The sequence below is a fragment of the Halopseudomonas sp. SMJS2 genome (assembly GCF_029866945.1).
Taxonomy (GTDB): Bacteria; Pseudomonadota; Gammaproteobacteria; order Pseudomonadales; family Pseudomonadaceae; genus Halopseudomonas; species Halopseudomonas bauzanensis.
In genome coordinates this window covers 621,649-645,388 of record NZ_CP123445.1, presented here as the reverse complement: position 1 = coordinate 645,388, position 23,740 = coordinate 621,649, and the positions used below count along the sequence as shown (strand labels likewise).

Genomic DNA, 23,740 nt, shown 5'->3' with positions numbered 1-23,740 from the left:
AAAGGTCGCAGAGTTGGGATCGGGCGTGTGCGTTATGCAGCACAGCATTCCTGGGGGCGTCGAGCACCAGCTCGATGAAAGATATTTCAGGCACTCCGCTGGTCGAGCCGGTGCTCAGCCATATCAGGAATCCTATTGTGGGAGCGGGCCTACTCGCGAACAGCCTGCTGGATAACGCCCGGGAAAACCGGTCAAGCCCGGATATCGATCAGCGTACCCAGCACTTCATCGGCGGTATCGATAACCGAGGCACCCGCCTCGACTTCCCGTTGCGCCTGCTGCAGTTCGACCAGGCTGTTGGCCAGATTCACCGGCCGGTTGCTGTCGACCTGAGTGGTCGCCGCCGGCTGGCCGGTGGCGGGTTGCAGGGGGATGGCGGCGGCCGCCGATGCGCTGATCGGCGCGCCCGCGCGGGCGATCTCTGCGGCGGCGGTATTGGCGCGGTACTGGCCCTGACGTACGGCGTCAAAGCCGGAGGAAAGTAGATCGAGCGAGGCCATGGCATAAGCTCACATAGTGGCAATATGCCCATTCAAGCACATGTCGTTTCAGGATGACAGACCGGCGGTCGGCTCGAGCAGCGTATCCAGTGCAAGATATTTGGCAATTTCCGCCGGCCGCCCTCCTTCCACCCGCGGCACTACTCCCAGACAGGGCGCCGGCAGCATAGCCTTGAGCGTTTCCAGATTATGTTGCTGGCGATCCATCTGCGGATCGACCTGGTTGGCCACCCAGCCGGCCAGCCGCAGACCGTCGGCGGCGATTGCCTCGGCGGTCAGCAGCGCATGATTTATGCACCCCAGGCGCAAGCCCACCACCAGGATTACCGGCTCGCCCAGCTCCTGGGCCAGATCGGCCAGAGTCTGGTCATCGTTCAGCGGCACTCGCCAGCCGCCAGCCCCTTCCACCAATGTCAGGTCGGCACCACGCTCGAAGACCCGGAAACAGGCATCAGCGAGCCGGCTAGCGGAAAGCTGGAGCCCTGCTTCCCGGGCAGCGATATGCGGCGCGATCGGCGGCGCCAGTGCTACCGGGTTGAGCGCAGCGTAATCCAGCGGCGGCGAGCATTCGGCCTGCAAGGCCAGGGCGTCGTCGTTGCGCAAACCTTCCGGCGTGACTTCACAACCTGCTGCGACCGGTTTCACCGCGGCGGTGGTCAAGCCGCGCTGCCGCGCTGCGTGCAGCAACCCGGCGGCGATGGTGGTCTTGCCGATTTCGGTATCGGTGCCGGTGATGAAATAACGCTGGGGCATGTCGGGTCTCCGTTTCATGCGGGTTTGAACATGAGAATCTGCGCCACCTGCCAGCTGGCAGGCAGCCCCTGATCAGTGCGAAATGGCTCATAGGCGTCAGTCAGGCGGCGCAGCCGCGCCCGCCCGGTCAGCCCACCGGGGCGGCCAGGGTTGACGTTATGCGCGCCCAGCGCCTTGAGTTCCTGGGTGAGTTCACCGAGGCGCTGGTAGTACAACTGGTGCTCTTCGACCTCACAGCGCCAATCGCCGAATTCACCCGTCGCAAGAATGCTGTGCAGCTCTTCCGCCGGCATGAAGCGGTTGACGTGGACGAAGTCATCCACTGCCCGCCAGGCGGTGCGCAGCTCATGCAGGCTGCCTTCAAGCAATGTATTGAATGCCAGGCAACCGCCAGGGCGCAGTACCCGATAGGCTTCGTGCAGCACGCGAGCCAGGTCGGGGCACCATTGCAGCGCCAGGCTGGAAAAGATCAGGTCCTGGGAGTTCGCCCGCAGCGGCAAGGCTTCGGCGTCGGCCGCCACCCAGCCGCTGATCAGCGGGCTGGTTTGCCGGGCGTGGCGCAGCATGCCTTCGGCCAGATCAAGACCGATCACTTGCTGGCCATAACGCGCCTGCAGAGCGCGACTGAAATAACCGGTACCGCAGCCCAGATCTACCAGCTCAGTCGGCGCAAATTCAGCGGGCAGTCGCGCGAGCAGGTTACTGCCCACCGCGCGCTGTAGGGCGGCGGCCTGATCGTACGTTGCAGCTGCACGACTGAAGGAGTCGGCGACCAGGCGCTTGTCTGGCCGCTGTTCAGGCATGCTGGCGCTCCAGCCAGCCGGCGATTTCCTCAGCCAGCCACAGCGGCTGTTCCAGCGGCAAGGCATGGCTGGCGTGGGAATGGATTGCTACCCGCGACCCTTCATGCAACATAGCAAGATCTTGCGCCGCCGCCTCCGGCAGCAGCGCATCCTGCGCGCCCAGACAATGCAGCATCGGCTGGGTCGGCTTGCTCAAGGCCACGCGGTTGTCGAGCATGCCCAGCACCGCCAAACCGTGCAGGCGCTGCTCGGGGTCCTGATTGTCCCAGGTCAGTTGCTTTGCCAGCTGCCGGGCGTCGGCACTGCCTTGGGCTACCAGCAGGCCGAAGCGCTTGAGGGTTTTCTCCGGCGCCTCGCGATAGTCGTTATAGAAAGCCTTGAAGGTCTCCGTGGGCATGGCCGCCGCCCAGCTCTTGCGCTCGACGAAGCAGGCGTTGGTTGCCAGGGTGGCGACCTGTCCGAAGTGCTCCGGGAAACGCCGGTGCAGTTGTACCGCCAGCATGCCGCCCAGTGACCAGCCGATCAGCACGCCAGGTCTGATCCGCTGGGCCAGGCTGCTCAGGTCGGTTTCCAGGCTGGACAGCTGAATCGCCGGCAGCGGCAGGATGTCCACATTGATATCAGAAAGGCGCTCGAGCAATGCTTCACGCAGCGGCTGCATATTCTGCGGTGCCAGCGCCCAGCCCGGCAGCAGGGTGATGTTCTTCATGCCTCGATCTCCGGCAAATAGCTCAAGGTCTGCTGCAATGCTTCCAGCAGGCGGTCGATGTCAGCTTCACTGTGCGCCGCCGATAGCGTCACTCGCAACCGGGCCGTGCCCTGCGGCACTGTGGGTGGGCGGATCGCAGTGACCAGGATGCCGCGCTCGCGCAGGCCGGCGGACAACTGCATGGCCCGCGCACTGTCACCAACCAGCAGCGGCTGGATCGGCGTGGAGCTGTCCATCAATTGCAGCCCCAGCGCACTGGCGCCGGCACGAAAACGCGCAATCAGCCGCGCCAGATGCTCCCGGCGCCAGCTCTCATCACGCAACAATTGCAGGCTTTTCAAGGTTGCCCAGGCCACAGCCGGAGGCTGGCTGGTCGTATAGATATAGGGTCGGGCAAACTGGATCAGGGTCTCGATCAGCTCTTCGCTGCCCGCGATAAAGGCGCCGGCGGTACCGAAGGCCTTACCCAGGGTGCCGACCAGTACCTGAACGTCGTCCAGGCCCAGTCCGTATTGCTCGACTATGCCAGCGCCCGTGGCGCCGAGACAGCCGAAGCCGTGGGCATCATCCACCATGACCCAGGCATCGCGCTGGCGGGCGGCGGTGCACAGGGCGGGTAGATCGGCCAGGTCGCCGTCCATGCTGAACACGCCGTCGGTAACCACCAGTGTGTTGCCGGTGGCCTTGGCCAGGCGCTTCTCCAGACTCGCCACATCATTGTGCAGATAGCGGGAAAAACGCGCCCCGCTCAGCAATCCGGCATCCAGCAGCGAGGCATGGTTAAGCCGGTCCTGCAATACGGTATCGCCCTGCCCGACCAGCGCGGTGATGGCCCCCAGGTTGGCGGTGTAACCGCTGGACATCAGCAGCACCCGCGGCCGACCGGTCAATGCCGCCAGCGCCTCTTCCAGCTGGTGATGCGCCTCGCTGTGACCGATCACCAGATGCGAAGCACCACCACCCACACCCCAACGGCGTACTCCTTCGACCATCGCCTCGGCAATCTCGGGATGGTTGGCCAGGCCCAGGTAATCATTGCTGCAGAAAGCCAGCAGCGGCTGACCATCAACGCTTATATGCACGTCCTGCGGCGAGGTCAGCAACGGGCGCTGGCGGTAGAGGTGGGCGGCGCGGCGCTCGGCCAGGCGTGAAGAAAGATCGAAAGGCATAGGCTCACGCAGATGCGGGCGGCAGGCTGTCAGTAACAGCGTGCCGCGCAGGGTCAGGTTCGGTTATCGGCAAACACGTTCAAGCGGATAGCTAGCAACCCGCAGCGGCGTTCAAACCGCCGCCGCGTTGGTGAACATCTGGCTGTCGCGCTGCTCGACCAGCGCCTGCTCGATGGCTGCCTGATGCACTTCATCATCATGCTCCTGGCGCTCTTCGGGCTTGATGCCCAGACGGTCAAACAGGCGCATGTCCTTCTCGGCCTGCGGGTTGCTGGTGGTCAGCAAACGGTCGCCGTAGAAGATCGAGTTGGCACCGGCGAAGAAGGCCAGCGCCTGGGTCTGCTCGTTCATCTGCTCACGGCCAGCGGACAGACGCACATGGGACCGGGGCATCATGATCCGCGCTACGGCAAGCATGCGGATGAAATCGAAGGGGTCGATATCCTCGACGTTCTCCAACGGCGTGCCGGCAACCTTGACCAGCATGTTGATCGGCACGCTCTCCGGGTGCTCCGGCAGGTTTGCCAGCTGGATCAACAGACCGGCGCGGTCCTCCAGCGATTCGCCCATGCCGAGAATCCCGCCCGAACAGATCTTCATGCCGGCATCGCGCACGTAGGACAGCGTCTGCAGTCGGTCGCTGTAGGTGCGGGTAGTGATGATGTTGCCGTAGAACTCCGGCGAGGTGTCCAGGTTGTGATTGTAGTAATCCAGCCCGGCATCGGCCAAGGCAGCGGTCTGTTCCTTGGTCAGTTTGCCCAGGGTCATGCAGGTTTCGAGACCCAGTTCACGCACACCGCGCACCATCTGCAGCACATAGGGCATATCCTTGTCGGAAGGATGCTTCCAGGCTGCCCCCATGCAGAAACGGGTCGCGCCGATGGCCTTGGCCGCCGCGGCCTCGTCCAGCACCTTCTGCACTTCCAGCAGCTTTTCCTTGTCCAGGCCGGTGTTGTAGTGGCCGGACTGCGGGCAATACTTGCAATCCTCGGGGCAGGCCCCGGTCTTGATCGACAGCAAGGTGGAAACCTGCACCCGGTTGGCGTCGAAATGCTGGCGATGCACCGTCTGCGCCTGGAACAGCAGATCATTGAAAGGTTGACGCAGCAGAGCCAGCACTTCTGCCGGTTTCCAGTCGTGGCGGGTTACAGGCGCGGTCATCGAGGCATATCCTTGAAGTCGGTGGGGATTCTTATGCAAGGCATGATAATGACGGCAGGGAGACTGTCAACCACTTATGATCAGCAAGGTTTACAACTGGACGCATTTTGATCAATTCAACCGCTGCCTGTTATGCCTCGGCTCTGCGGCCGGCATATCAGAATGTCTGTGCAATGGCTGCCTTGCGGATCTTCCCTGGCTGGGTCCGGCCTGCCGACAGTGTGCACTACCCTTACCCCTGGCGGGTCAGCTATGCGGCCAGTGTCAGCAACGGCCACCCGCTTTCGCCCAGGTGATCACCCCGTTCTGCTACCGCTTTCCGCTCGACAGCCTGATCCCGGCCTTCAAGTACAACCACCAACTGACCTATGGCCGGCTGCTCGCCCGCCTGCTGCACCAGGCAGTCGTCCATCATTATCAGGAGCATAGCTTAGCCCTTCCCGATATGCTGATACCCATGCCACTGCACCGCGCCCGCCAGGCGCAACGGGGCTACAACCAGGCACTGGAACTGGCTCGCCCGATCGCCCGCCTGCTGAAGTTGCCACTGGACCGCAAAACCCTGGTGCGCCAGCGCTCAACAGCGCCCCAGCAAGGTCTCGACGCCCAGGCGCGCCGGCAGAATCTGCAGAATGCCTTTGCCTGCCGCCAACCCGAACGTCTGGCCGGCAAGCATATCGCGCTGATCGATGACGTTGTGACCACCGGCACCACCATCAACGAGGCCAGCCGCACCTTGCTGGCTGCCGGGGCGGCGAGTGTCAGTATCTGGTGTGTGGCGCGCACGCCATAGGTGGCTGGCGCAGGCGTCATTTCTCTGCGACCTGTTCGCGGCCTTGGCCGCCAAGCTCCTTGGTAGATGGCTGCGCGCCTACAACGCGCCAGTGATTACCTGTAAGCTGCGGACAATTGAATAGCTCCACGCGGGCAGCCTCTCCTGCGCTGCTATCGCCCGGAGCTCAGAGGAATTGTCGATGAGTCACCCGTTCGCCCTGCTGACCCCTGATACCGTGCTGGATGCGGTGGAGTCGCTGGGTTTTATCAGCGATGCCCGCACCCTGACGCTGAACAGTTACGAGAACCGCGTGTTCCAGATCGGGATCGAGGATGGCCAGCCGCTGATCGCCAAGTTCTACCGCCCGGACCGCTGGAGCGACGGGGCGATACTGGAGGAGCATCAGTTCTCTCTGGAACTGGCCGAACGGGACATTCCGGTCATTCCGCCGATGCAGGTCGAAGGCCAGACCCTGTTCGAGTTCGCCGGCTTTCGTTTCAGCCTGTTCAAGCGCTTCGGTGGTCGCGCACCGGAGCTGGATAACCCCGACCACCTGCTGATGCTCGGCCGCCTGCTGGGTCGCCTTCATGCAGTCGGCGCCATGCGCCCCTTCGACCACCGCCCCGAATTGACGGTGCAGAACTTCGGCCATGACAGTATCGCCTGGCTGCGTGAACATGACAGCGTGCCCGCCAACCTGCGCCCGGCGTATTTCTCGGTAGCCGATGACCTGCTCGCACGGATTGATGACATCGTCCGCGAGCACCCCTACCAGACCATACGCCTGCACGGCGACCTGCATGTCGGCAACCTGCTGTGGCGCGATGAGCTGCTGTATATGGTGGATATGGATGACTGCCGCCAGGGCCCGGCGATCCAGGATCTGTGGATGATGTTGTCCGGCGAGCGCGATCAGCGCCAGGCGCAGTTGGCGGAACTGGTCGATGGCTACAACGAATTCCATGATTTCGACCCGCGCCAGCTGCCGCTGATCGAATCCCTGCGCAGTCTGCGGCTGATCCATTACAGCGCCTGGCTGGCCCGGCGCTGGGATGACCCGGCGTTTCCCATGCACTTCCCCTGGTTTGCCAGCGAGCGCTACTGGGCCGATCAGATCCTCACCCTGCGCGAACAGCGCGCTGCGCTGGATGAGCCGACCCTGCGGTTGTTCTGAAAATTCCTGATTCCGCTTTATCAATCCCATCAATGGCTGTTCCCCCACCGATGATGTGCCGCATACACTGCGGCACATCATTATCTGCAACCTCGGCGCATTACGTCGGTAGCCAACCGGGAACGGCGAGTTCGAGGTAACACAACAAGGGCAACTGCCATGACCGATACCCTGCTCGACCCACGCAACCTGGCATTCGAACTCTACGAAGTGCTGGATGCTGAAGAACTGACCCAGCGCGAGCGCTTCGCCGATCACAACCGCGAAACCTTCGATGCCGCCGTGGCCACAGCCCGCCAGATCGCGGAGAAGTTCTTCGCCCCGCACAACCGCAAGAGCGACGAAAACGAGCCGGAGTATGTAGACGGCGCAGCGGTACTGATCCCCGAGGTCAAGCCGGCGGTAGACGCCTTTATTGAAGCCGGTTTCCAGAACGCCGGGCGCAGCTTCGAGGAAGGCGGCATGCAGTTGCCGAACCTGCTGTCGCGCGCCTGTTTCGCGCACTTCCAGGCGGCCAACATCGCCACCTCGTCCTACCCGATGCTGACCATGGGCGCCAGCAACCTGATCGGCAAGTTCGGTACCGAGGACCAGAAGCGCCGCTTCTTCCAGCCGATGATCGAAGGTCGTTTCTTTGGCACCATGGCGTTGACCGAGCCCCACGCCGGCTCCTCCCTGTCCGATCTGCGTACCCGTGCCGAGCCGGCTGGCGACGGCACCTACCGCATCAAGGGCAACAAGATCTTCATTTCCGGTGGCGACCATCCGCTGTCGGAAAACATCGTGCACATGGTGCTGGCCAAGCTGCCCGACGCGCCGCCCGGAGTGAAGGGTATTTCCCTGTTCATCGTGCCCAAGTTCCTGGTCAATGATGACGGCAGCCTGGGCGAGCGCAACGATGTGGTGCTCGCGGGCCTGTTCCACAAGATGGGCTGGCGCGGTACCACATCCACCGCACTGAACTTCGGTGACAACGGCAATTGCGTGGGTTATCTGGTCGGCGAGCCGCACAAGGGCCTGGCCTACATGTTCCAGATGATGAACGAGGCGCGTATCGGCGTCGGCATGGGCGCCATCATGCTCGGTTACGCCGGCTACCTGTACTCGCTGGATTACGCCCGCGAGCGCCCTCAGGGTCGCCACCCCGATGGCAAGGATCCGACCAGCCCGCAGGTGGCGCTGATCGAGCATGCCGATATCCGTCGCATGTTGCTGACGCAGAAAGCCTATGTCGAAGGCTCCTTCGATCTGGGCCTGTTCTGCGCCCGATTGGTGGATGACGGCAAGACCGGCAATACCGAAGAGCAGCGGCAACTGGCCAATGAACTACTGGACCTGCTGACCCCGATCGTCAAATCCTGGCCCTCGGAGTTCTGCCTCAAGGCCAACGAGCTGGCGATCCAGATCCTCGGTGGTCACGGCTATACCCGCGAATATCCGGTGGAACAGTACTACCGCGACAATCGCCTGAACCCGATCCACGAAGGCACCCATGGCATCCAGTCGCTGGACCTGCTGGCCCGCAAGCTGACCCAGAACAAGGGCGCTGGCCTGCGCCAATTGATCGGGCTGATCGAAAGCAGCATCCAGCGTGCCGGCGAATACGCCTCGCTGGAGGAACTGCGCAAGCCGCTTGAGCAATTGCTGCAACACCTGCAGACCACCACCCAGGCGTTGCTCACCGACCTGGGCAGCGGCAAGCTCAACGAAACCCTGGCCAACTCGGCGCTGTACATGAAGGTCTTCGGTCATGCAGTGATCGGCTGGCGCTGGCTGGAGCAGGCGATTCGCGCCGAGGAAGGTCTGGCCCGCGGCAATACCTCTGACGAGAGCTTCTACCGGGGCAAGCTGCAGGCGGCGCGCTACTTCCTGACCTGGGAAGTGCCTGCCTGCCACCATGAGCTGAACCTGCTGGATGCGCGTGATCAAACGTGCATGGCAATGCAGGACGGGTGGTTCTAAATCCGCTTCTGCGCGAGTTCCGGCTGACACCGATCAGCCGGAACCCTTTTTACCGGTCCGCGGGCCGCTCCCCATGTTCATCTTCGTTCCGTCGATGACGTAAGCACTTCCTCAGCCACTCCTGAACCAACCCCTGACCCGCATTGTCCGAGGCGTCGTTCCTTGGTGCTGCTTTCATTGGCACGCACTCGGGACTAAGCTTCCCTTTGTTCATCGCGGATTATCATTATCATGCCACGCCTCCACCTGTTGCCATTGATTCTGCTCGCGTGCCTGTTCTGCGCCCTGCCCCTGGCCCATGCGCAGGACAGCGAGGACGGTGCCAATCCCGTCGAACGCCTGCAGCAGGCTATCGCTGCCCTACCCGACAGCGGCAAGTCCGCCGCCGAGCAGCAGCAGTTGCAGGAAGCCTGGCAGCAGACACTGACCTCACTGCAACGAACCGAGTCACTGCGCGAGCAACAGACCGAGCTGCAGGCGACTCTGGACGACGCGCCGGAAGAGCTGCGCCGGCTGAATCAACAGACCGAAGCCCTGGGTCCGGTCGATGAAGAGCGCCTGCGCCAGCGGTTTGCCGCCGGCACGCTGCAGACCCTGGATGCCACCCTGGGCGATCAGGTCGCCCGGATGTATGACTGGCAGAACGAGCTGACGGCCGTCAACAGTGAACTGATCGCCGCCGAAACCCGCCCGGAGAAAACCCAGAGCCGGATTTCCGCCAACCAGGCGCGGACCAATGAGCTCAACGAGCAATTGCGCCAACTGCAACGCCAGCCGCAGAACCAGCTCAACCAGGCCCGAATCGAGGCGGCGGAGGCCGAACTGGTCAGCCTGGAACAGTCCAGCGCGCTGCTGCGCCAGCAGTTGTCGGCGAACAATACGCTGTTGGAACTGGCCAACGGCAAGCGCCGCCACCTGCTCGCCGAACTCGGCAACATCGATAAGGAAATCAATGTTCTGCAGGACGTGATTGACGAGAAGCGCCGTAGCTTGTCGGAACAGGTGATCAGCGATACGACCGCTGAATCACAGCAGATCAGCAATCACCAGTTGCTGCACGAGCAGAGCCTGATCAATCAGCGGATCAGCGAGGAACTGCTCGCATCATCGAATCGAATCAGTACCCTGTCGCGCCGCAATATCCAGACGACCCAGCAGATCGATCAGCTCACCCAGCAGGAAAGCGCTCTGGACCAGCAGATCAGCGTACTGGAGGGCAGCGTGCTCCTGTCGCGTATCCTGCACCAGGAAAAGCAGGCGCTGCCGGCGGTGCAGATCGACCGCACCCTCGCCGACTCGGTAGCGGACATGCGCCTGCGCCAGTTCGAGATCAACCAGCTGCGCGAACAGCTGCGCAATCAGGACGCCTATCTCACCCGGCTACTGAATCAATTGCCTGAGGCGCAGCGGGACGAGTTGCGCGACGACCTGCTGCAGCTGATCCGCAGCCGGGGAACCCTGGTCGAACAACTCAGCGTCCATATCAATACCCTGCTGGGTGAAGCCATCGCCCTGCAGATCAGCGAAAACCAGCTGCAGCAACTCAGCACCAAGCTGCGACAAACCATCGATGATCAGTTGTTCTGGGTGGCCAGCAATCCGCCGATCAACCGCGAGTGGCTGCTCAACCTGCCACAACAGATATTGTCCCAGTTGCAGAATCTGCAGCCACTGGCGCAGATAAAGCTGCTGCTGTTGACGCTCTGGGATCACCCCGGCTGGCTCGCCCTGCTACTGGCCGTGGCCAGCATTCCATTGCTATTGCGCAAGCGCCTGGTCAACCGCCTGAACCAGCTTCATGGAGAAGTCGGCCACTACCGGCTCGACAGCCAACGCACCACGCCCCTCGCTCTGCTGCTGACGGCGGTCTCGGTATTGCCGCTGCCCATCCTGCTGGGCGGCGCCGGCTTCGGCCTGGTGTTCGGTGATACCCCCGCCATGCCCAGGCTGGGGCGAGCGTTGTTGCAGCTCTCGGTTAGCTGGTTCGCGCTGCACCTGATGTATCGCCTGTTCGATCCACAGGGCATTACCATCCGCCATTTCCGCTGGTCCGCCATCAAGGTCGCGCGCCTGCGCAAGCTGACCCGCCACCTGGCCTGGGTACTGTTGCCGATGGTGCTGATCATCAGCCTGGGGTCCACCAACCCGGAGCACCTGGACAAGGATGTGGTGGGCCGAGTGGTGATGATCATCACCCTGTCGCTGTTCAGCTTGCTGGTCGGACGCCTGATGCGCCGGAGCGAGCCGCTGAACAATTCGCGGATCTTCCATTTCGGTGCCTCGCTGATCCTCATCCTGCTGCCGCTGGTGCTGGCCGGGATGACCATCTGGGGTTATCACTTCACCGCCATCCGCCTGGCGGACCGGATGATCGATACCCTGTATCTGATCGCCGCCTGGATATTGCTGCAGGGCATTGTGGTGCGCAATCTGGGCGTGGCCGGTCGTCATCTCGCCTACCAGCGGGCCATCAGCAAACGCCAGGCCGAGGAACAGGCCAATGGCGCCGAGCATGAAACACCGGTGGAAATACCTGAACTCAAGCTGGAGCAGATCAACCAGCAGTCGTTGCGTCTGGCCCGCCTGGGCCTGCTGGTGCTGTTCGGCGTACTGGTGTATCTGGTCTGGTCTGACTTGCTCAGCGCCGCTTCCTATCTGGAGTCCATCACCCTCTGGGAATACAACAGCGGCACTGCGGACAATCCGCTGATGGCGCCACTCAGCGCCGGCGACCTGCTGGGCGCGGTCATTATCGTCATTCTGACCGTCATGCTGGCCCGCAACCTGCCCGGACTGCTGGAGATACTGGTGCTATCGCGCATGGAACTGCGCCAGGGCAGCAGTTACGCCATAACCACGCTGCTGAGCTATATCATCGTCAGCGTCGGCATCATCGGTTGCCTGGCCACCCTGGGCGTCAGCTGGAACAAGCTGCAGTGGCTGGTGGCAGCGCTCGGGGTGGGGCTGGGTTTCGGCCTGCAGGAGATCTTCGCCAACTTCGTCTCGGGGCTGATCATCCTGTTCGAGCGGCCGGTGCGCATCGGCGATGTGGTAACCATCGGCAACCTGTCGGGCACGGTCAACCGCATCCGCATCCGCGCCACCACCATCATCGATTTCGATCGCAAGGAAATCATTGTCCCCAACAAGACCTTCGTTACCGAGCATCTGATCAACTGGTCACTGTCCGATACCATCACCATGGTCACGGTGAAGATTGCCGTCGCCTATGGCTCGGATGTCACCCTGGTGCGCCGTCTGCTGTTGCAGATTGCCGAAGACAACCCCCGGGTTCTGGACGAGCCGGAGCCGATGGTGCTGTTCCTCGGCTTCAATGACAACCGCCTGGATCACGAGCTGCGCATGCACGTGCGACAGTTGATCGACCGCAACCTGACCATCGATGAAACCAACCGCGAAATCGACCGCCTGTTTGCCGAGAACGACATCGAGATCGCCACCCGGCAGGTGGATGTCAACCTGCGCACCAATGAAGGTCTGGAGCGGCTGATCAGCATCGACAAGGGATGAGTCGCCGCTTGCGCGCCAATCGGGGAAAAACGCACAATAGCGTTTTCCCCGCCCACCGAGCATGACCGATGCCAAAAGCCGCCGAACTGAAGAAAGGCCAGATCGTCCAGATCAATAATCAGCCGTATATCGTGTCCCAGATCGACGTGAAGAGCCCCTCTTCGCGCAGCGGCACGACCCTGTACAAGGTGCGTTTCAACCATGCGCAGACCAAACAGAAGCTGGAACAGAGCCTGACCGGCGATGACTTCCTCGCGCCCATCGACTTCCAGAAGCGCGCGGTGCAGTTTCTCTACCAGGATATGGACGGCTACACCTTCATGGATAACGAGGACTTTACCCAGTTCACCCTGAACGCCGATGCCCTTGAGGAACAGATTCCTTATCTGCATGATGGCATTCCGGGCCTCTACGGTCTGGTAGTGGAAGGCAATCTGGTGGGCGTGGAGCTGCCGGCAGTAGTGGAAATGGCCATCGAGGAAACGCCCCCGGCGATCAAGGGCTCCTCCGCCAGCGCCCGTACCAAGACCGCCCGTTTCGCCAGCGGCCTGGAAATCCAGATTCCGGAATACCTGGAAACCGGCGAAGTGGTCCGCATCAATACCGAAAGCGGCAAGTTCATGTCGCGCGCCTGATAAACCTGAGGAACATCATGTCCAACCAAGCCCTGATCATCGAATCTCCCCAGCCGGCCGATGCCTGCGTTATCTGGCTGCACGGCCTGGGCGCGGATCGGTACGATTTCGTGCCGGTGGTCAAGGCGCTGGAATTGCCGACCGATCACCGGGTGCGCTTCATCTTTCCCCAGGCACCGACCCGCCCGGTGACCATCAACGGTGGCTATCCCATGCCGTGCTGGTTCGACATTCTCGCGGTGACACCCCAGCGGGTGATGAACATGGCGCAACTGGCCGAATCCGTAGCCATGGTGCGCGGGCTGATCGATGAACAGATCACTGCCGGCATCGCTGCCGAGCGTATCATTCTGGCCGGCTTTTCCCAGGGCGGCGCGGTGATCATGCATACCGCGCTGGAAAGTGGACTGCCGCTGGGTGGCATCATGGCGCTGTCGACCTATGGCCCCACCCTCCAACAGTTGCTGGCCGACCATCAGGGTCCGAAGCTGAATGCATTCTTTGCCCATGGCCTGTATGACGACATCCTGCAACCGGAGATGGGCCGCAACGCCCACGACCTGCTGCAGCAGGCGGGATATGCCACTCAATGGCACAGCTATCCCATGGCCCATGAAGTGTGCCCGCAAGAGATCAGTGATATCCGCGCCTGGCTGGTCAGCCGCCTGGGACTCTGACCGGGCGGCAATACCGCTGCGCATAGTAGTTTTTCAGAGCTTCCTTTACACTGCTCGGTGATCCCATATCACATCGAGAGACGATTGTGCTAAAGGCACTGAAAAAACTGTTCAAGCCGGGCAAGACACCGGCTCCGCACCATGAGACGCATATCGAGCCGGCGGCCGCACCGATACGCCCGGCTCCCGAACCGCCGACGCCGCCCGCCGCAGCCCAGCAGGACCAGCGCGAAGCCCGCCCCAAGCGCAGCCGCCAGAGCAAACCGCGCGCCACCCCGCCGCCAGCCAAACCCTGGACGCTTGCGGATTTCGCGGTCGAACCGGCCGAGGGCAAGACGCGCTTTCATGACTTCCCGCTGCCTGACAGCCTGATGCGTGCCATTCAGGACCAGGGTTTCAGTTATTGCACCGCGATCCAGGCCGAAGTGCTGGGCAACACCCTGCTCGGCCACGATGCCATTGGCCGTGCCCAGACCGGTACCGGCAAGACCGCGGCGTTCCTGATTTCCACCATCACCCAGCTGCTGGAAACCCCGCCACCGGATGAGCGTTTCATGGGTGAGCCGCGGGCGCTGATCATCGCCCCGACCCGCGAATTGGTCATGCAGATTGCCAGCGACGCCGAAGGGCTGACCAAGCACTGCGGCCTGAATGTCATGGGCTTTGTCGGCGGCATGGATTACGACAAACAGCTCAAGCAGCTGGAACGCAAGTACTGCGATATTCTGGTGGCCACCCCCGGCCGGTTGCTGGACTTCTGCAACCGCGGTGAAGTGCATCTGGATCTGGTCGAGGTGCTGGTACTCGATGAAGCCGACCGCATGCTGGATATGGGCTTCATTCCCCAGGTGCGGCAGATTATCCGCCAGACTCCGCGCAAGGGCGACCGCCAGACCCTGCTGTTCTCCGCCACCTTCAGCGATGACGTCATGAACCTGGCGCAGCAATGGACGGTCGACCCGGCCATCGTCGAAATCGAGCCGGAACGGCCCGCTTCGGAGAACATCACGCAGAAGGTCTATGCCGTGAGCGGCAGTGACAAGTACAAGCTGCTGTTCAACCTGGTTACCCAGCTCGAACTGGAACGGGTCATGGTCTTCGCCAACCGCAAGGATGAAGTGCGCCGCATCCAGGAGCGCCTGGTCCGCGATGGCGTGAATGCCGCCCAGCTCTCCGGCGATGTGCCACAGAACAAGCGGGTACGCACCCTGGAGAACTTCCGCGAGGGCAAGCTGCGGGTACTGGTCGCTACCGATGTGGCCGGCCGTGGCATCCATATCGATGGCATCAGCCATGTGATCAACTACACCCTGCCGGACGATCCGGAAGACTACGTACACCGCATCGGTCGTACCGGTCGCGCCGGCGCCAAGGGCACGTCCATCAGCTTCGCCGGTGAAGATGACGCCTTCCAGCTGCCGCCGATCGAGGAGTTGCTGGGCGGCAAGCTCGATTGCATCCCGCCGGAGGAGATCTACCTCAAGCCCGTGCCCAAGCTTCAGCGCACCGCGGAGGAGAAAGCCGCCAGCGATGCCAACGAAGCCGAACAGGCCGCTGCGGCGGCAGCCAACCGCAAGCGTTCGAGCAACCGCCGGGATGGCCGACGGGACCGTCGTTGACGCGCAATGCAAGAGCCGGGGCGAGCCATCGCCCCGCCCCGCTAGTCAAAAACTGTCATTTTTCTGCGCCATGACGCTTGTTGCTGTCACATGATTTGCGCTATACCTCAATTAACCGACCGATGCTTGGCAGTGATCCATTGATACCGCCAGGTAATGCGAGTCGGCCTTGCGGACTGCCAGGTGCGGACCGGCGCCTGATCCAGTCTCGTGACTGCGACCATTGCGAGGTAATAGCCCATGGAAGCGTGCGGAGCGACCCGACACACCTTCTACGTACTTGATACCAACGTTCTCATCCACGACCCCAACGCACTGCTCAATTTCGAAGAACACCACGTCATCATCCCGATGACCGTCCTTGAAGAACTCGATAAGCTCAAATCCGGCAAGACCAGCACCGCAGCGGACTGCCGCCAGGCAATCCGACTGATCGACCAGACCCTGGCCGATGCACCACCCGAACTGGTCGAATCAGGCGTTCCCATCCAACGCGGCAAACTGAAACCCAACGGCACTCTCGCCATCCTGATGGACAAGGCACCTCTCCCCGCTCACTGCCTGCCCAACGATCTCAACGACAACAAGATCATCAACCAGCTTTGCCAATTGCAGATACGCCATCCGGACAACCGCATTGCGTTGGTATCGAAAGACATCAACATGCGCCTCAAGGCCCGAGCCTGCGGCATCGACGCTGAGGACTATCATACCGACCAACTGCTGGATGACATCAGCCTGCTGGCCCGCGGTTACCACCAGATCGAGGGCTCGTTCTGGGATCGCGCCAGCAAGGTGGAAACTAGCCAGCTTACCGGCCAGACATTGCATGATGTTCAACTCACCGACAACCTGCCGGCCCTGCATATCAATGATTTCATCATCGATGAGCAGGGCTTCGTCGGTCAGGTCAAGGCAGTCGATGGGCGGGATCTGCGGTTGCTGGACATGCATCGCGAGCCGCTGATGCATCAGGAAGCCTGGGGGCTGCGGCCACGTGATCTGTTCCAGGCACTGGCCATGCACGCGCTGCTGGACCCGGATATTCATCTGGTCAACCTCACCGGCGCTGCCGGCTCGGGCAAGACTATCCTGGCGCTGGCAGCGGCCATCGAGCAGACCATGGTCAGCAAGACCTACCGGCGCATCATTGCCACCCGCAGCACCCAGGGGCTGGACGAGGATATCGGTTTTCTGCCGGGCACCGAGAAGGAGAAGATGGAGCCTTGGCTGGGGGCAATCACCGACAACCTCGAAGCTCTGCATATGGATGATGAGTGCACCCATGGCAGCGTGGAATACATCCTCGACCGGGTACCCTTGCAGTTCAAGTCGCTGAACTACATCCGCGGGCGCAGCTTCCAGCAGAGCTTTATCCTGATCGACGAGAGCCAGAACCTCACCCCGCACCAGATCAAGACCATCATCACCCGCGCCGGTGCCGGCTCCAAAGTGGTCTGTCTGGGCAACCTGGCACAGATCGATACGCCCTATCTGAACGCCACCAGCTCGGGGCTGACCTATCTGACCGAGTGCTTCAAAGACTTCCCCCATGGCGTGCATATCCACCTGCAGGGCGTACCACGCTCCGTGCTGGCGGAATACGCCGAAACCCACCTGTGACCCAATCGGGTCGGGCATCCCTGCCCGGCCCGTTCCATTGACTGGCTTTATCGGCACCATAAGCAGCCTTCGCGTCTCGCTTGCGGCATAATGACGGGCATTGCATTTCAAGGAGCCCTAGCCATGTTGATGGTGATTTCCCCTGCCAAGACCCTGGATTACGAGACAGCCCCGGCCACCGAGCGCCATTCCCTGCCACGCTATCTGGAGCACAGCCGGGAGCTGATCGACGTGCTCCGGGACAAGTCCCCCCAGGACATCGCCAAGCTGATGTCCTTGTCCGACAAGCTGGCCGCGCTGAATGTCGCCCGCTTCGGCAGCTACAGTGATGATTTCACGACCGAGAACAGCAAGCAGGCGCTGCTGGCATTCAAAGGCGACGTCTACACCGGCATGCAGGCTGAAGATTTCAGCGAAGCCGACTTCGACTTCGCCCAACAGCATCTGCGCATGCTGTCGGGCCTGTACGGCATTTTGCGGCCGCTGGACCTGATGCAGCCCTACCGGCTGGAAATGGGCACCAAGTTGGTCAACCCACGCGGCAAGGATCTGTATGCCTTCTGGGGCAATCACATCACCGACTGGTTGAATCAGGACCTGCAGGAACAAGGCGATGATGTGCTGCTCAATCTCGCCTCCCAGGAATACTTCGGCGCGGTCAAACCCAAGGCATTCAAGGGTCGGCTGATCGAGACCGTGTTCAAGGATCAGAAGAACGGCCAATACAAGATCATCAGCTTCTACGCCAAGAAAGCCCGCGGCCTGATGGCGCGCTATGTCATCAAGGAGCGCCTCAGCGATCCGGAAGGTCTGAAGGATTTCAATCTCGAGGGTTACTACTTCGACAAGGCCAGCTCCAGCCCCGACAAGCTGGTGTTCCTGCGCGACGAACAGCAATGAGGCGCGGGCAGCGGCGCTGCCCGACTCAGTTCAGCCTGTCGCGGAAAGCCAGGTAGCCGGCCAATACCTGCTCCGGCGCTTCGACCTGTGGGTAATGCCCGATACCCTCCAGCAGCATGGTGTCGGGCTGCGGAATCAACTCCCGGTACCGCGCCACCATATGGGCACCGGAGATTGGATCAGCCGCGCCGTCGATCACCCGCAGCGGCACTGAGGTGCGCTGCATGGCACCGACCCAGCGCTCGCGGTGCACCCGCCGTTCAGCCATATAGCCAATCAGCCGGTGCATCACCGCCGGGCCATTATTGGTCTCGATCATGGCCCAGAAAGCATCGAGCTCCTGCTCGTCCGGCTGGGTATCGGCACCGAACACCTTGCCGAAATTCGCCGCCAGCCGCTCCCGACTGAACCGCCGACCGATCAGAAAGCCAATGGGGCTCATCAGCAATTTCTGCAGCAGCACCGGCCGGTGGGTTTCTGGAAACAGCCCACCATTGAGAAAGCACAGGCTGCCCATTTGCCGCTCACCCTCCAGATCCCGGGCCAGCAGCTCCTGGGCCACGCTGTCGCCGTAGTCATGGGCCAGGATGTGATAGTGCGACCCGCCCAGGATCTGTAGCAGGTGCTGCTGGATATCAGCCTGTTCCAACAAACTGTAGGCATGCCCACGCGGCTTGGCGGAAAAGCCGAAACCCAGCATATCGCAGGCAATCACCCGGTAGCGCTCAGCGAGTGGCTGCCACAGGTAATGCCAATCCCAGGAACCCGAGGGGAAACCGTGGATCAGAAGCAGCGGTTCGCCCTGCCCGGCCTCCCAATACCGCAGTTGATGACCACGGAACTCGAACTCCCGCGCCTGGGCCCGCCAATCCGCCAGCGCGATACCCGCGAGCCGGTCCATATCAGACATCGAAGCCCGGGTTGACCCGCTGCAGCTTGCGCAGCAAGGCCGGCCAGGCAATGCCGCTGCCGGCGCCACGGGTCACTTTGCGCATGCTTTCCTTGGCCCCATCCAGAATGGCCTGCGGGATGGTCAGCAGTTCGCTGCCACCGGCCTGCGCAGCCACCTGAATCTCGCAGCAGCGCTGCAGGGTATACATGGTCAGGAAGGCATCGGATATCGTCTTGCCGCAGGTCAGCAAGCCGTGGTTGCGCAGCACCAGGTTGTTGGCATTGCCCAGATGTGCTTGCAGCCGCACCTTTTCCTCTTCATTCAGCGCCACGCCTTCATAATCGTGGTAGGCCAGGCTGCACAACACGAACAGCGCCTGCTGGGAGATCGGCAGAATGCCATCCTTCTGGCAGGACACACCGACCCCAGCCGGAGTATGGGTGTGCAGCACACAGCCGGCGTCATGGCGTACTTCATGCACCGCGCTATGGATGGTGAAACCCGCCGGATTGATTTCATAGGGCGAGTCCATGAGCTTGTTGCCCTGCAGGTCGATCTTGATCAGATTGGAGGCGGTCATTTCCTCGAACATCAGCCCGTAGGGGTTGATCAGGAAATGCTCGGTACCGGGAATCTTGGCGGATACGTGGGTGAAGACCACATCATCCCAGCCATGCATGGCGATCAGGCGGTAGCAGGCGGCCAGATCCACACGGGTTTGCCATTCCTCGGCGCTTACCAGAGCCTGGATATCGGTTGCGGGCAGGGGCTGCATTGCATTCATAGGGATGATCCTCTTGTATGTTGGGATTTGCCGGGGCAGGACTTTTCAGCCAATTGCGGCATACTGCGCATATCCATCGGCCAGGCATCTTCAGGAGAGTCTAGAACGTGACAGCAGATAGCACTGTCAACCAGCTTACAGTGTCACCGGGCGATGGCGACCGGCATGCGGCGCTGTTGCAGCGCAACCGCTGGTTCCGCGACCTGCCGGCGGAATGCATCAGCGAGATGGTATCGATGGCCCGGCTGCGCCGGCTGGAGGATGGCCAGCGGCTGCACGCCCGCGGTGACCTGCCGGATGGCTTGTATGGCATCAGCACTGGCGCCATGCGCATCAGCAATACCGGCGCCGATGGACGCGAAGCGCTGCTGACGGTGCTGAGCCCCGGTAACTGGTTCGGTGAGATTTCCCTGTTCGATGGATTGCCGCGCACCCACGATGCCCATGCCATGGGTGTCACCGAACTCCTGCTGATCCCCCGCACGGGTTTTCAACAATTGCTCGAACGCCGCCCCGAGCTGTATCCGCATTTCATGCGGCTGTTGTGCCGACGGCTGCGCCAATCCTTCAACATGATGGAAGACAGCGCCTTGCTGCCACTGCCCGCCCGCCTGGCCAAGCGGCTGCTGATGCATGCGCAGTATTATGGCGACGTGGCGCAAGAGAACGAGCGGCTGTCGATCCAGCTGTCCCAGGAAGTACTTGGACTGATGCTCAACAGCTCGCGACAGAGCATCAATAAGCTATTGAAGAGGCTCGAACAAGCGGGCTGGATTCGCATCCATTACAGCCAGATCACCATTCTCGATGAAGAGGCACTGACCCGCCTGGCTACCGGCACCGACAATCTGCTCTGAAACAGGTCAGGCGCTTTTCAACACACCGATCAGCTCATCCAGCCACGGCTCGGCGTCTACTTCCGGCGTGACCGTCTCGCTGGCATCGAGCTGCAGCATGGGCAACGCCTCCCGCGCCTGCAACTCCAACAGCAGCTCACGCATCAGTTCACCGCCCTGGCAATAGGTATCGCCATAGGAGGAATCACCCAGGCCAATGACGCCGAAGGGAATATCGGTGAGCAAAGGAAAGCGTGTCTGCATTTCGCTGTAGAAAGGCATGATGGTTTCCGGCAACTCACCCATGCCAGTGGTCGAACAGCACACCAGAATGGCATCCGCACCAGCATCGAGCAGCGCATCGACCGAGGCCGGCTTGATACGGCTGACCTGCAGCCCTGCCGCCGCGCAACGCTCGGCTGCCTCATCCGCGAGAAAATCGGCCGTGCCGAACACTGAACCACTGAGTATTGCCAAACGCATCTTCGTCCCCTTGGAAGAATAACCGGGCGCATAGTATGCCCGAATCGGTATCCGGCTGCCGGACCCAGCGGGGCGAACATGCTAAGATGCGGCATTCGATCGACCACCAGACCCCCGGCACCATGAACGATCAGCAGACCATTCTGATTACCGGAGCAGCTCAGCGCGTAGGCCTGCATTGTGCCCAGCGTCTTGCGGCTGAGGGTTTCCGGGTGATCATCACCTGCCGCCGGCCACGGCCGCAGTGGCAGGATGAGCCGTTGGAGAATATCGAGGTACTGTTGGCCGACTTTTCCACCGAGGTCGGCATCCAGCAGTTGATCGATACCCTGACCCGGCGAAATATCCGCCTGCGTGCCCTGATCCACAATGCGTCGGAATGGCGAAATGACGATCAAGCCGCCGAGGCATTCCAGCAGATGTTCATGGTACATATGCAGGCGCCTTACCTCTTGAATCTGGCCTGCGCCGAGCTATTCGATCCCGAGGTCACCGGCGACATCATCCATATCAGTGATCATGTAGCCCAACGCGGTAGTGCCAACCACATCGCTTACAGCGCCACCAAGGCCGGTCTGGAAAGCCTCAGCCGTTCCTTTGCCGCCCGCTTCTCGCCACGGATCAAGGTCAATACCATCGCTCCGGCGTTGATCATGTTCAATGAGGGTGACTCCGAAGAGTACCGCGAGAAGGCGCTGGCCAAGTCTGCGCTGGGCATCGAGCCCGGCCCGGAGGTGGTCTATCAGGCCGTCCGCTATCTGCTGGACAATCCCTACGTAACCGGTACCTGCCTCGACCTGAATGGCGGCAGAAGCCTGAAGTGAATCCACAAGAGAATTCCGATGAGCCTTGAAAAACTGACCAGCAACTATCACGACATCCTCAGCAACCTGGGCGAAGATCCCGAGCGCGAAGGCCTCAAGGGCACCCCGCTGCGGGCGGCCAAGGCCATGCAGTTTCTCTGCCGCGGCTACGACCAGTCACTGGAAGAGATCGTCAATGGCGCCCTGTTCAAGTCCTCCAGCGACGAGATGGTTATCGTCAAGAACATCGAACTGTATTCCCTGTGCGAACACCACATGCTGCCCTTCATCGGCAAGGCCCACGTCGCCTACATGCCCAACGGCAAGGTGGTGGGGTTGTCCAAGGTCGCGCGCATCGTCGACATGTTCGCCCGCCGCCTGCAGATCCAGGAAAGCCTCACCCGCCAGGTGGCCGAGGCCGTGCAATCGGTGACCGATGCCAAAGGCGTAGCGGTGGTCATCGAAGCGCGCCATATGTGCATGATGATGCGCGGCGTCGAAAAACAGAATTCCTCCATGCTCACCTCGGTCATGCTCGGCAGCTTCCGCGAGTCGGTCAATACCCGCCAGGAATTCCTGCAACTGATCGGTCGGAGCAACTGATATGGAGCGTCTGGAGCCCGGCATGGCGCGCATCCGGATCAAGAACCTGCGCCTGCGGACCTTCATCGGTATCAAGGAAGAGGAAATCAACAACCGGCAGGATGTACTGATCAATGCCCGCATCCTCTACCCGGCCGACAGCGCAGTGGCCGAGAACGAGATCGATCACGCCCTGAACTACCGCACCATCACCAAGGCGCTGATCAGCCACGTGGAAAACAACCGCTTTGCCCTGCTGGAACGGCTGACCCAGGAGCTGCTGGATATCATCATGCAGCATGCACAGGTGCGCTATGCCGAGGTTGAAGTGGATAAACCCCACGCCCTGCGGTTTGCCGAGTCCGTGTCCATCACTCTGAGCGCCGAACGCCCATGACCGCCGAGCAACTCAAGACCCGCCTGGGGTCCCCCGAACATTGCTTTGCCGATACGCTCGCGTTCATTGAACAGCACTATCAGTATCAACCCAGCGCGTTCAGCAACGGGCCAGTACGCAATAGCGCGGAGCAGAACCAGGGCTCCTGCAAGGTCATCGCCATGGCGCTGGATCAAGGGCTGAATGATGAGCAGGCCCTGCAGTGCTTCGCTGAGCATTACCAGGCCGTGCTGGCCAGCCCGGACGGTACCGAGCACGCCAATATCCGCGCCCTGATGCAACATGGCCTGGCCGGCATCGCCTTTGAACACCCGCCGCTGACCCGGCGCTGAACGATTTCGGCAAACTGACACAGACGGAGCCCGCATGGCGGTCAAGCAACTGTTACCCACCGGGGACTTCCCCGCTCCCGGCCTGTTTCGCCGCCTGGCCAGCGCTTTCTATGACCTGATGCTGATCCTGGCGTTACTCATGGTGCTGATCCTGGCCTACCAGCAGGGCATTCTGCGCATGGTTTATGGCAGCGAAGCACTGCAGGTGATGTCCGACGCTGGCGCCCTGGACCGCGATCCGCTGCTGACCGCCCTGATGATCCTCGCCATCTACGGTTTCTTCGGCCTGTTCTGGACCCTGCGCGGCCAGACCCTGGGAGCGCAAGCCTGGCGGGTTCGTGTGCAGCAGCCCGACGGCCGCTCTATCACCTGGCGGCAATCGATCAGCCGGGTCACCGTCGGACTACTCTCCTGGCTCTGCGGCGGCCTGGGCATCTGGTGGGCATTATGGGACAAGCAATCGCGCACCTGGCACGACATCGCCTCCGGTACCCAAACGGTGGTGTTGCCGAAGAAGTAAGGGCTATCCCGGGATTCGCGGAGTATCAGGCGCCATTGATACCCCGTTTCCCAAGTACGAGTTACAAGCCCTTGTACTGCGTCTCGTAACCACTGCCATAACAGTCAAAGCTCGGATCGA

General features: G+C 61.6%; 24 protein-coding genes. 15 read left to right on the top strand and 9 right to left on the bottom strand.

Annotation, left to right across the window (positions count from 1 at the left end):
- Positions 1–191: 191 nt before the first annotated feature.
- From QAO71_RS03105 to bioB, 6 genes are all read right to left on the bottom strand, one after another.
- Positions 192–500, bottom strand: a complete 309-nt coding sequence (locus QAO71_RS03105; protein ID WP_136869056.1) for a flagellar basal body rod C-terminal domain-containing protein — start codon at positions 498–500, stop codon at positions 192–194.
- Positions 501–548: 48 nt separating this feature from the next.
- The gene (gene bioD / locus QAO71_RS03100) at positions 549–1,253 is read right to left on the bottom strand and encodes a dethiobiotin synthase (RefSeq protein ID WP_280165211.1); all 705 of its coding nucleotides are present in this window, start codon (positions 1,251–1,253) and stop codon (positions 549–551) included.
- A 14-nt stretch (positions 1,254–1,267) separates the two neighbouring features.
- Positions 1,268–2,056: a malonyl-ACP O-methyltransferase BioC gene (gene bioC, locus QAO71_RS03095; RefSeq protein ID WP_036992816.1), complete on the bottom strand. Its 789-nt coding sequence runs from the start codon at positions 2,054–2,056 to the stop codon at positions 1,268–1,270.
- Positions 2,049–2,765 (bottom strand): alpha/beta fold hydrolase, encoded by a 717-nt coding sequence (locus tag QAO71_RS03090; protein ID WP_280165210.1) that lies wholly within the window; start codon positions 2,763–2,765, stop codon positions 2,049–2,051. The genes bioC and QAO71_RS03090 overlap by 8 nt, the downstream gene beginning before the upstream one ends.
- On the bottom strand, positions 2,762–3,934 hold the full coding sequence (gene bioF / locus QAO71_RS03085; protein ID WP_280165209.1) for an 8-amino-7-oxononanoate synthase: 1,173 nt from the start codon (positions 3,932–3,934) through the stop codon (positions 2,762–2,764). Before bioF ends, QAO71_RS03090 begins: the two co-directional genes overlap by 4 nt.
- Positions 3,935–4,045: 111 nt before the next feature.
- Positions 4,046–5,095: a biotin synthase BioB gene (bioB, locus tag QAO71_RS03080; protein ID WP_136869052.1), complete on the bottom strand. Its 1,050-nt coding sequence runs from the start codon at positions 5,093–5,095 to the stop codon at positions 4,046–4,048.
- Positions 5,096–5,171: 76 nt separating this feature from the next.
- Between bioB and QAO71_RS03075 the strand changes: the two genes are divergently transcribed.
- The 9 genes from QAO71_RS03075 (at position 5,172) to yaaA (ending at position 17,991) form a co-directional block, all read left to right on the top strand.
- Complete coding sequence (locus tag QAO71_RS03075) at positions 5,172–5,888, top strand: ComF family protein (RefSeq protein WP_280165208.1); 717 nt, start codon at positions 5,172–5,174, stop codon at positions 5,886–5,888.
- Between the two features lie 181 nt (positions 5,889–6,069).
- Positions 6,070–7,044: a serine/threonine protein kinase gene (locus QAO71_RS03070; RefSeq protein ID WP_036992823.1), complete on the top strand. Its 975-nt coding sequence runs from the start codon at positions 6,070–6,072 to the stop codon at positions 7,042–7,044.
- A 159-nt stretch (positions 7,045–7,203) separates the two neighbouring features.
- Complete coding sequence (locus tag QAO71_RS03065) at positions 7,204–9,006, top strand: acyl-CoA dehydrogenase (protein WP_280165207.1); 1,803 nt, start codon at positions 7,204–7,206, stop codon at positions 9,004–9,006.
- 231 nt (positions 9,007–9,237) lie between these two features.
- Positions 9,238–12,537, top strand: a complete 3,300-nt coding sequence (mscK, locus tag QAO71_RS03060; RefSeq protein ID WP_280165206.1) for a mechanosensitive channel MscK — start codon at positions 9,238–9,240, stop codon at positions 12,535–12,537.
- A gap of 68 nt (positions 12,538–12,605) precedes the next feature.
- Positions 12,606–13,172, top strand: coding sequence for an elongation factor P-like protein YeiP (gene yeiP, locus QAO71_RS03055; RefSeq protein WP_036992826.1), 567 nt, complete (start codon positions 12,606–12,608; stop codon positions 13,170–13,172).
- A 17-nt stretch (positions 13,173–13,189) separates the two neighbouring features.
- A complete protein-coding gene (locus QAO71_RS03050) occupies positions 13,190–13,849 on the top strand; it encodes an alpha/beta fold hydrolase (RefSeq protein WP_280165205.1) in 660 nt (219 codons plus the stop codon).
- A gap of 86 nt (positions 13,850–13,935) precedes the next feature.
- Entirely contained in the window at positions 13,936–15,468 is a 1,533-nt protein-coding gene (gene rhlB, locus QAO71_RS03045; RefSeq protein ID WP_136869049.1) for an ATP-dependent RNA helicase RhlB, read from the top strand.
- A 240-nt stretch (positions 15,469–15,708) separates the two neighbouring features.
- The gene (locus tag QAO71_RS03040; protein WP_036992829.1) at positions 15,709–17,091 is read left to right on the top strand and encodes a PhoH family protein; all 1,383 of its coding nucleotides are present in this window, start codon (positions 15,709–15,711) and stop codon (positions 17,089–17,091) included.
- 123 nt (positions 17,092–17,214) lie between these two features.
- Positions 17,215–17,991 (top strand): peroxide stress protein YaaA, encoded by a 777-nt coding sequence (gene yaaA / locus QAO71_RS03035; RefSeq protein ID WP_036992831.1) that lies wholly within the window; start codon positions 17,215–17,217, stop codon positions 17,989–17,991.
- Between the two features lie 25 nt (positions 17,992–18,016).
- On the opposite strand, the gene QAO71_RS03030 is transcribed toward yaaA, so the two are convergent.
- Together QAO71_RS03030 and QAO71_RS03025 are read right to left on the bottom strand one after the other, a co-directional pair.
- On the bottom strand, positions 18,017–18,892 hold the full coding sequence (locus QAO71_RS03030; RefSeq protein WP_280165651.1) for an alpha/beta hydrolase: 876 nt from the start codon (positions 18,890–18,892) through the stop codon (positions 18,017–18,019).
- Position 18,893: 1 nt separating this feature from the next.
- On the bottom strand, positions 18,894–19,667 hold the full coding sequence (locus QAO71_RS03025; protein ID WP_136869048.1) for a class II aldolase/adducin family protein: 774 nt from the start codon (positions 19,665–19,667) through the stop codon (positions 18,894–18,896).
- Between the two features lie 107 nt (positions 19,668–19,774).
- On the opposite strand from QAO71_RS03025, the gene QAO71_RS03020 reads away from it, so the two are divergent.
- A complete protein-coding gene (locus tag QAO71_RS03020; protein ID WP_136869047.1) occupies positions 19,775–20,524 on the top strand; it encodes a Crp/Fnr family transcriptional regulator in 750 nt (249 codons plus the stop codon).
- 6 nt (positions 20,525–20,530) lie between these two features.
- Here QAO71_RS03020 and QAO71_RS03015 read toward each other — a convergent pair whose 3' ends face one another.
- Entirely contained in the window at positions 20,531–20,986 is a 456-nt protein-coding gene (locus tag QAO71_RS03015) for a flavodoxin domain-containing protein (protein ID WP_280165204.1), read from the bottom strand.
- 122 nt (positions 20,987–21,108) lie between these two features.
- Here QAO71_RS03015 and folM point away from each other — a divergent pair, with 122 nt between their 5' ends.
- From folM to QAO71_RS02990, 5 genes are read left to right on the top strand one after another with little or no spacing between them, the layout of a single operon-like run.
- Positions 21,109–21,810, top strand: a complete 702-nt coding sequence (folM, locus tag QAO71_RS03010; protein ID WP_280165650.1) for a dihydromonapterin reductase — start codon at positions 21,109–21,111, stop codon at positions 21,808–21,810.
- 18 nt (positions 21,811–21,828) lie between these two features.
- Complete coding sequence (gene folE, locus QAO71_RS03005; RefSeq protein ID WP_280165203.1) at positions 21,829–22,392, top strand: GTP cyclohydrolase I FolE; 564 nt, start codon at positions 21,829–21,831, stop codon at positions 22,390–22,392.
- 1 nt (position 22,393) lies between these two features.
- A complete protein-coding gene (folX, locus tag QAO71_RS03000; RefSeq protein ID WP_036992837.1) occupies positions 22,394–22,768 on the top strand; it encodes a dihydroneopterin triphosphate 2'-epimerase in 375 nt (124 codons plus the stop codon).
- Positions 22,765–23,100, top strand: coding sequence for a HopJ type III effector protein (locus QAO71_RS02995; RefSeq protein WP_280165202.1), 336 nt, complete (start codon positions 22,765–22,767; stop codon positions 23,098–23,100). The genes folX and QAO71_RS02995 overlap by 4 nt, the downstream gene beginning before the upstream one ends.
- 34 nt (positions 23,101–23,134) lie before the next feature.
- Positions 23,135–23,620, top strand: a complete 486-nt coding sequence (locus tag QAO71_RS02990; RefSeq protein WP_280165201.1) for an RDD family protein — start codon at positions 23,135–23,137, stop codon at positions 23,618–23,620.
- Positions 23,621–23,740 lie beyond the last annotated feature (120 nt).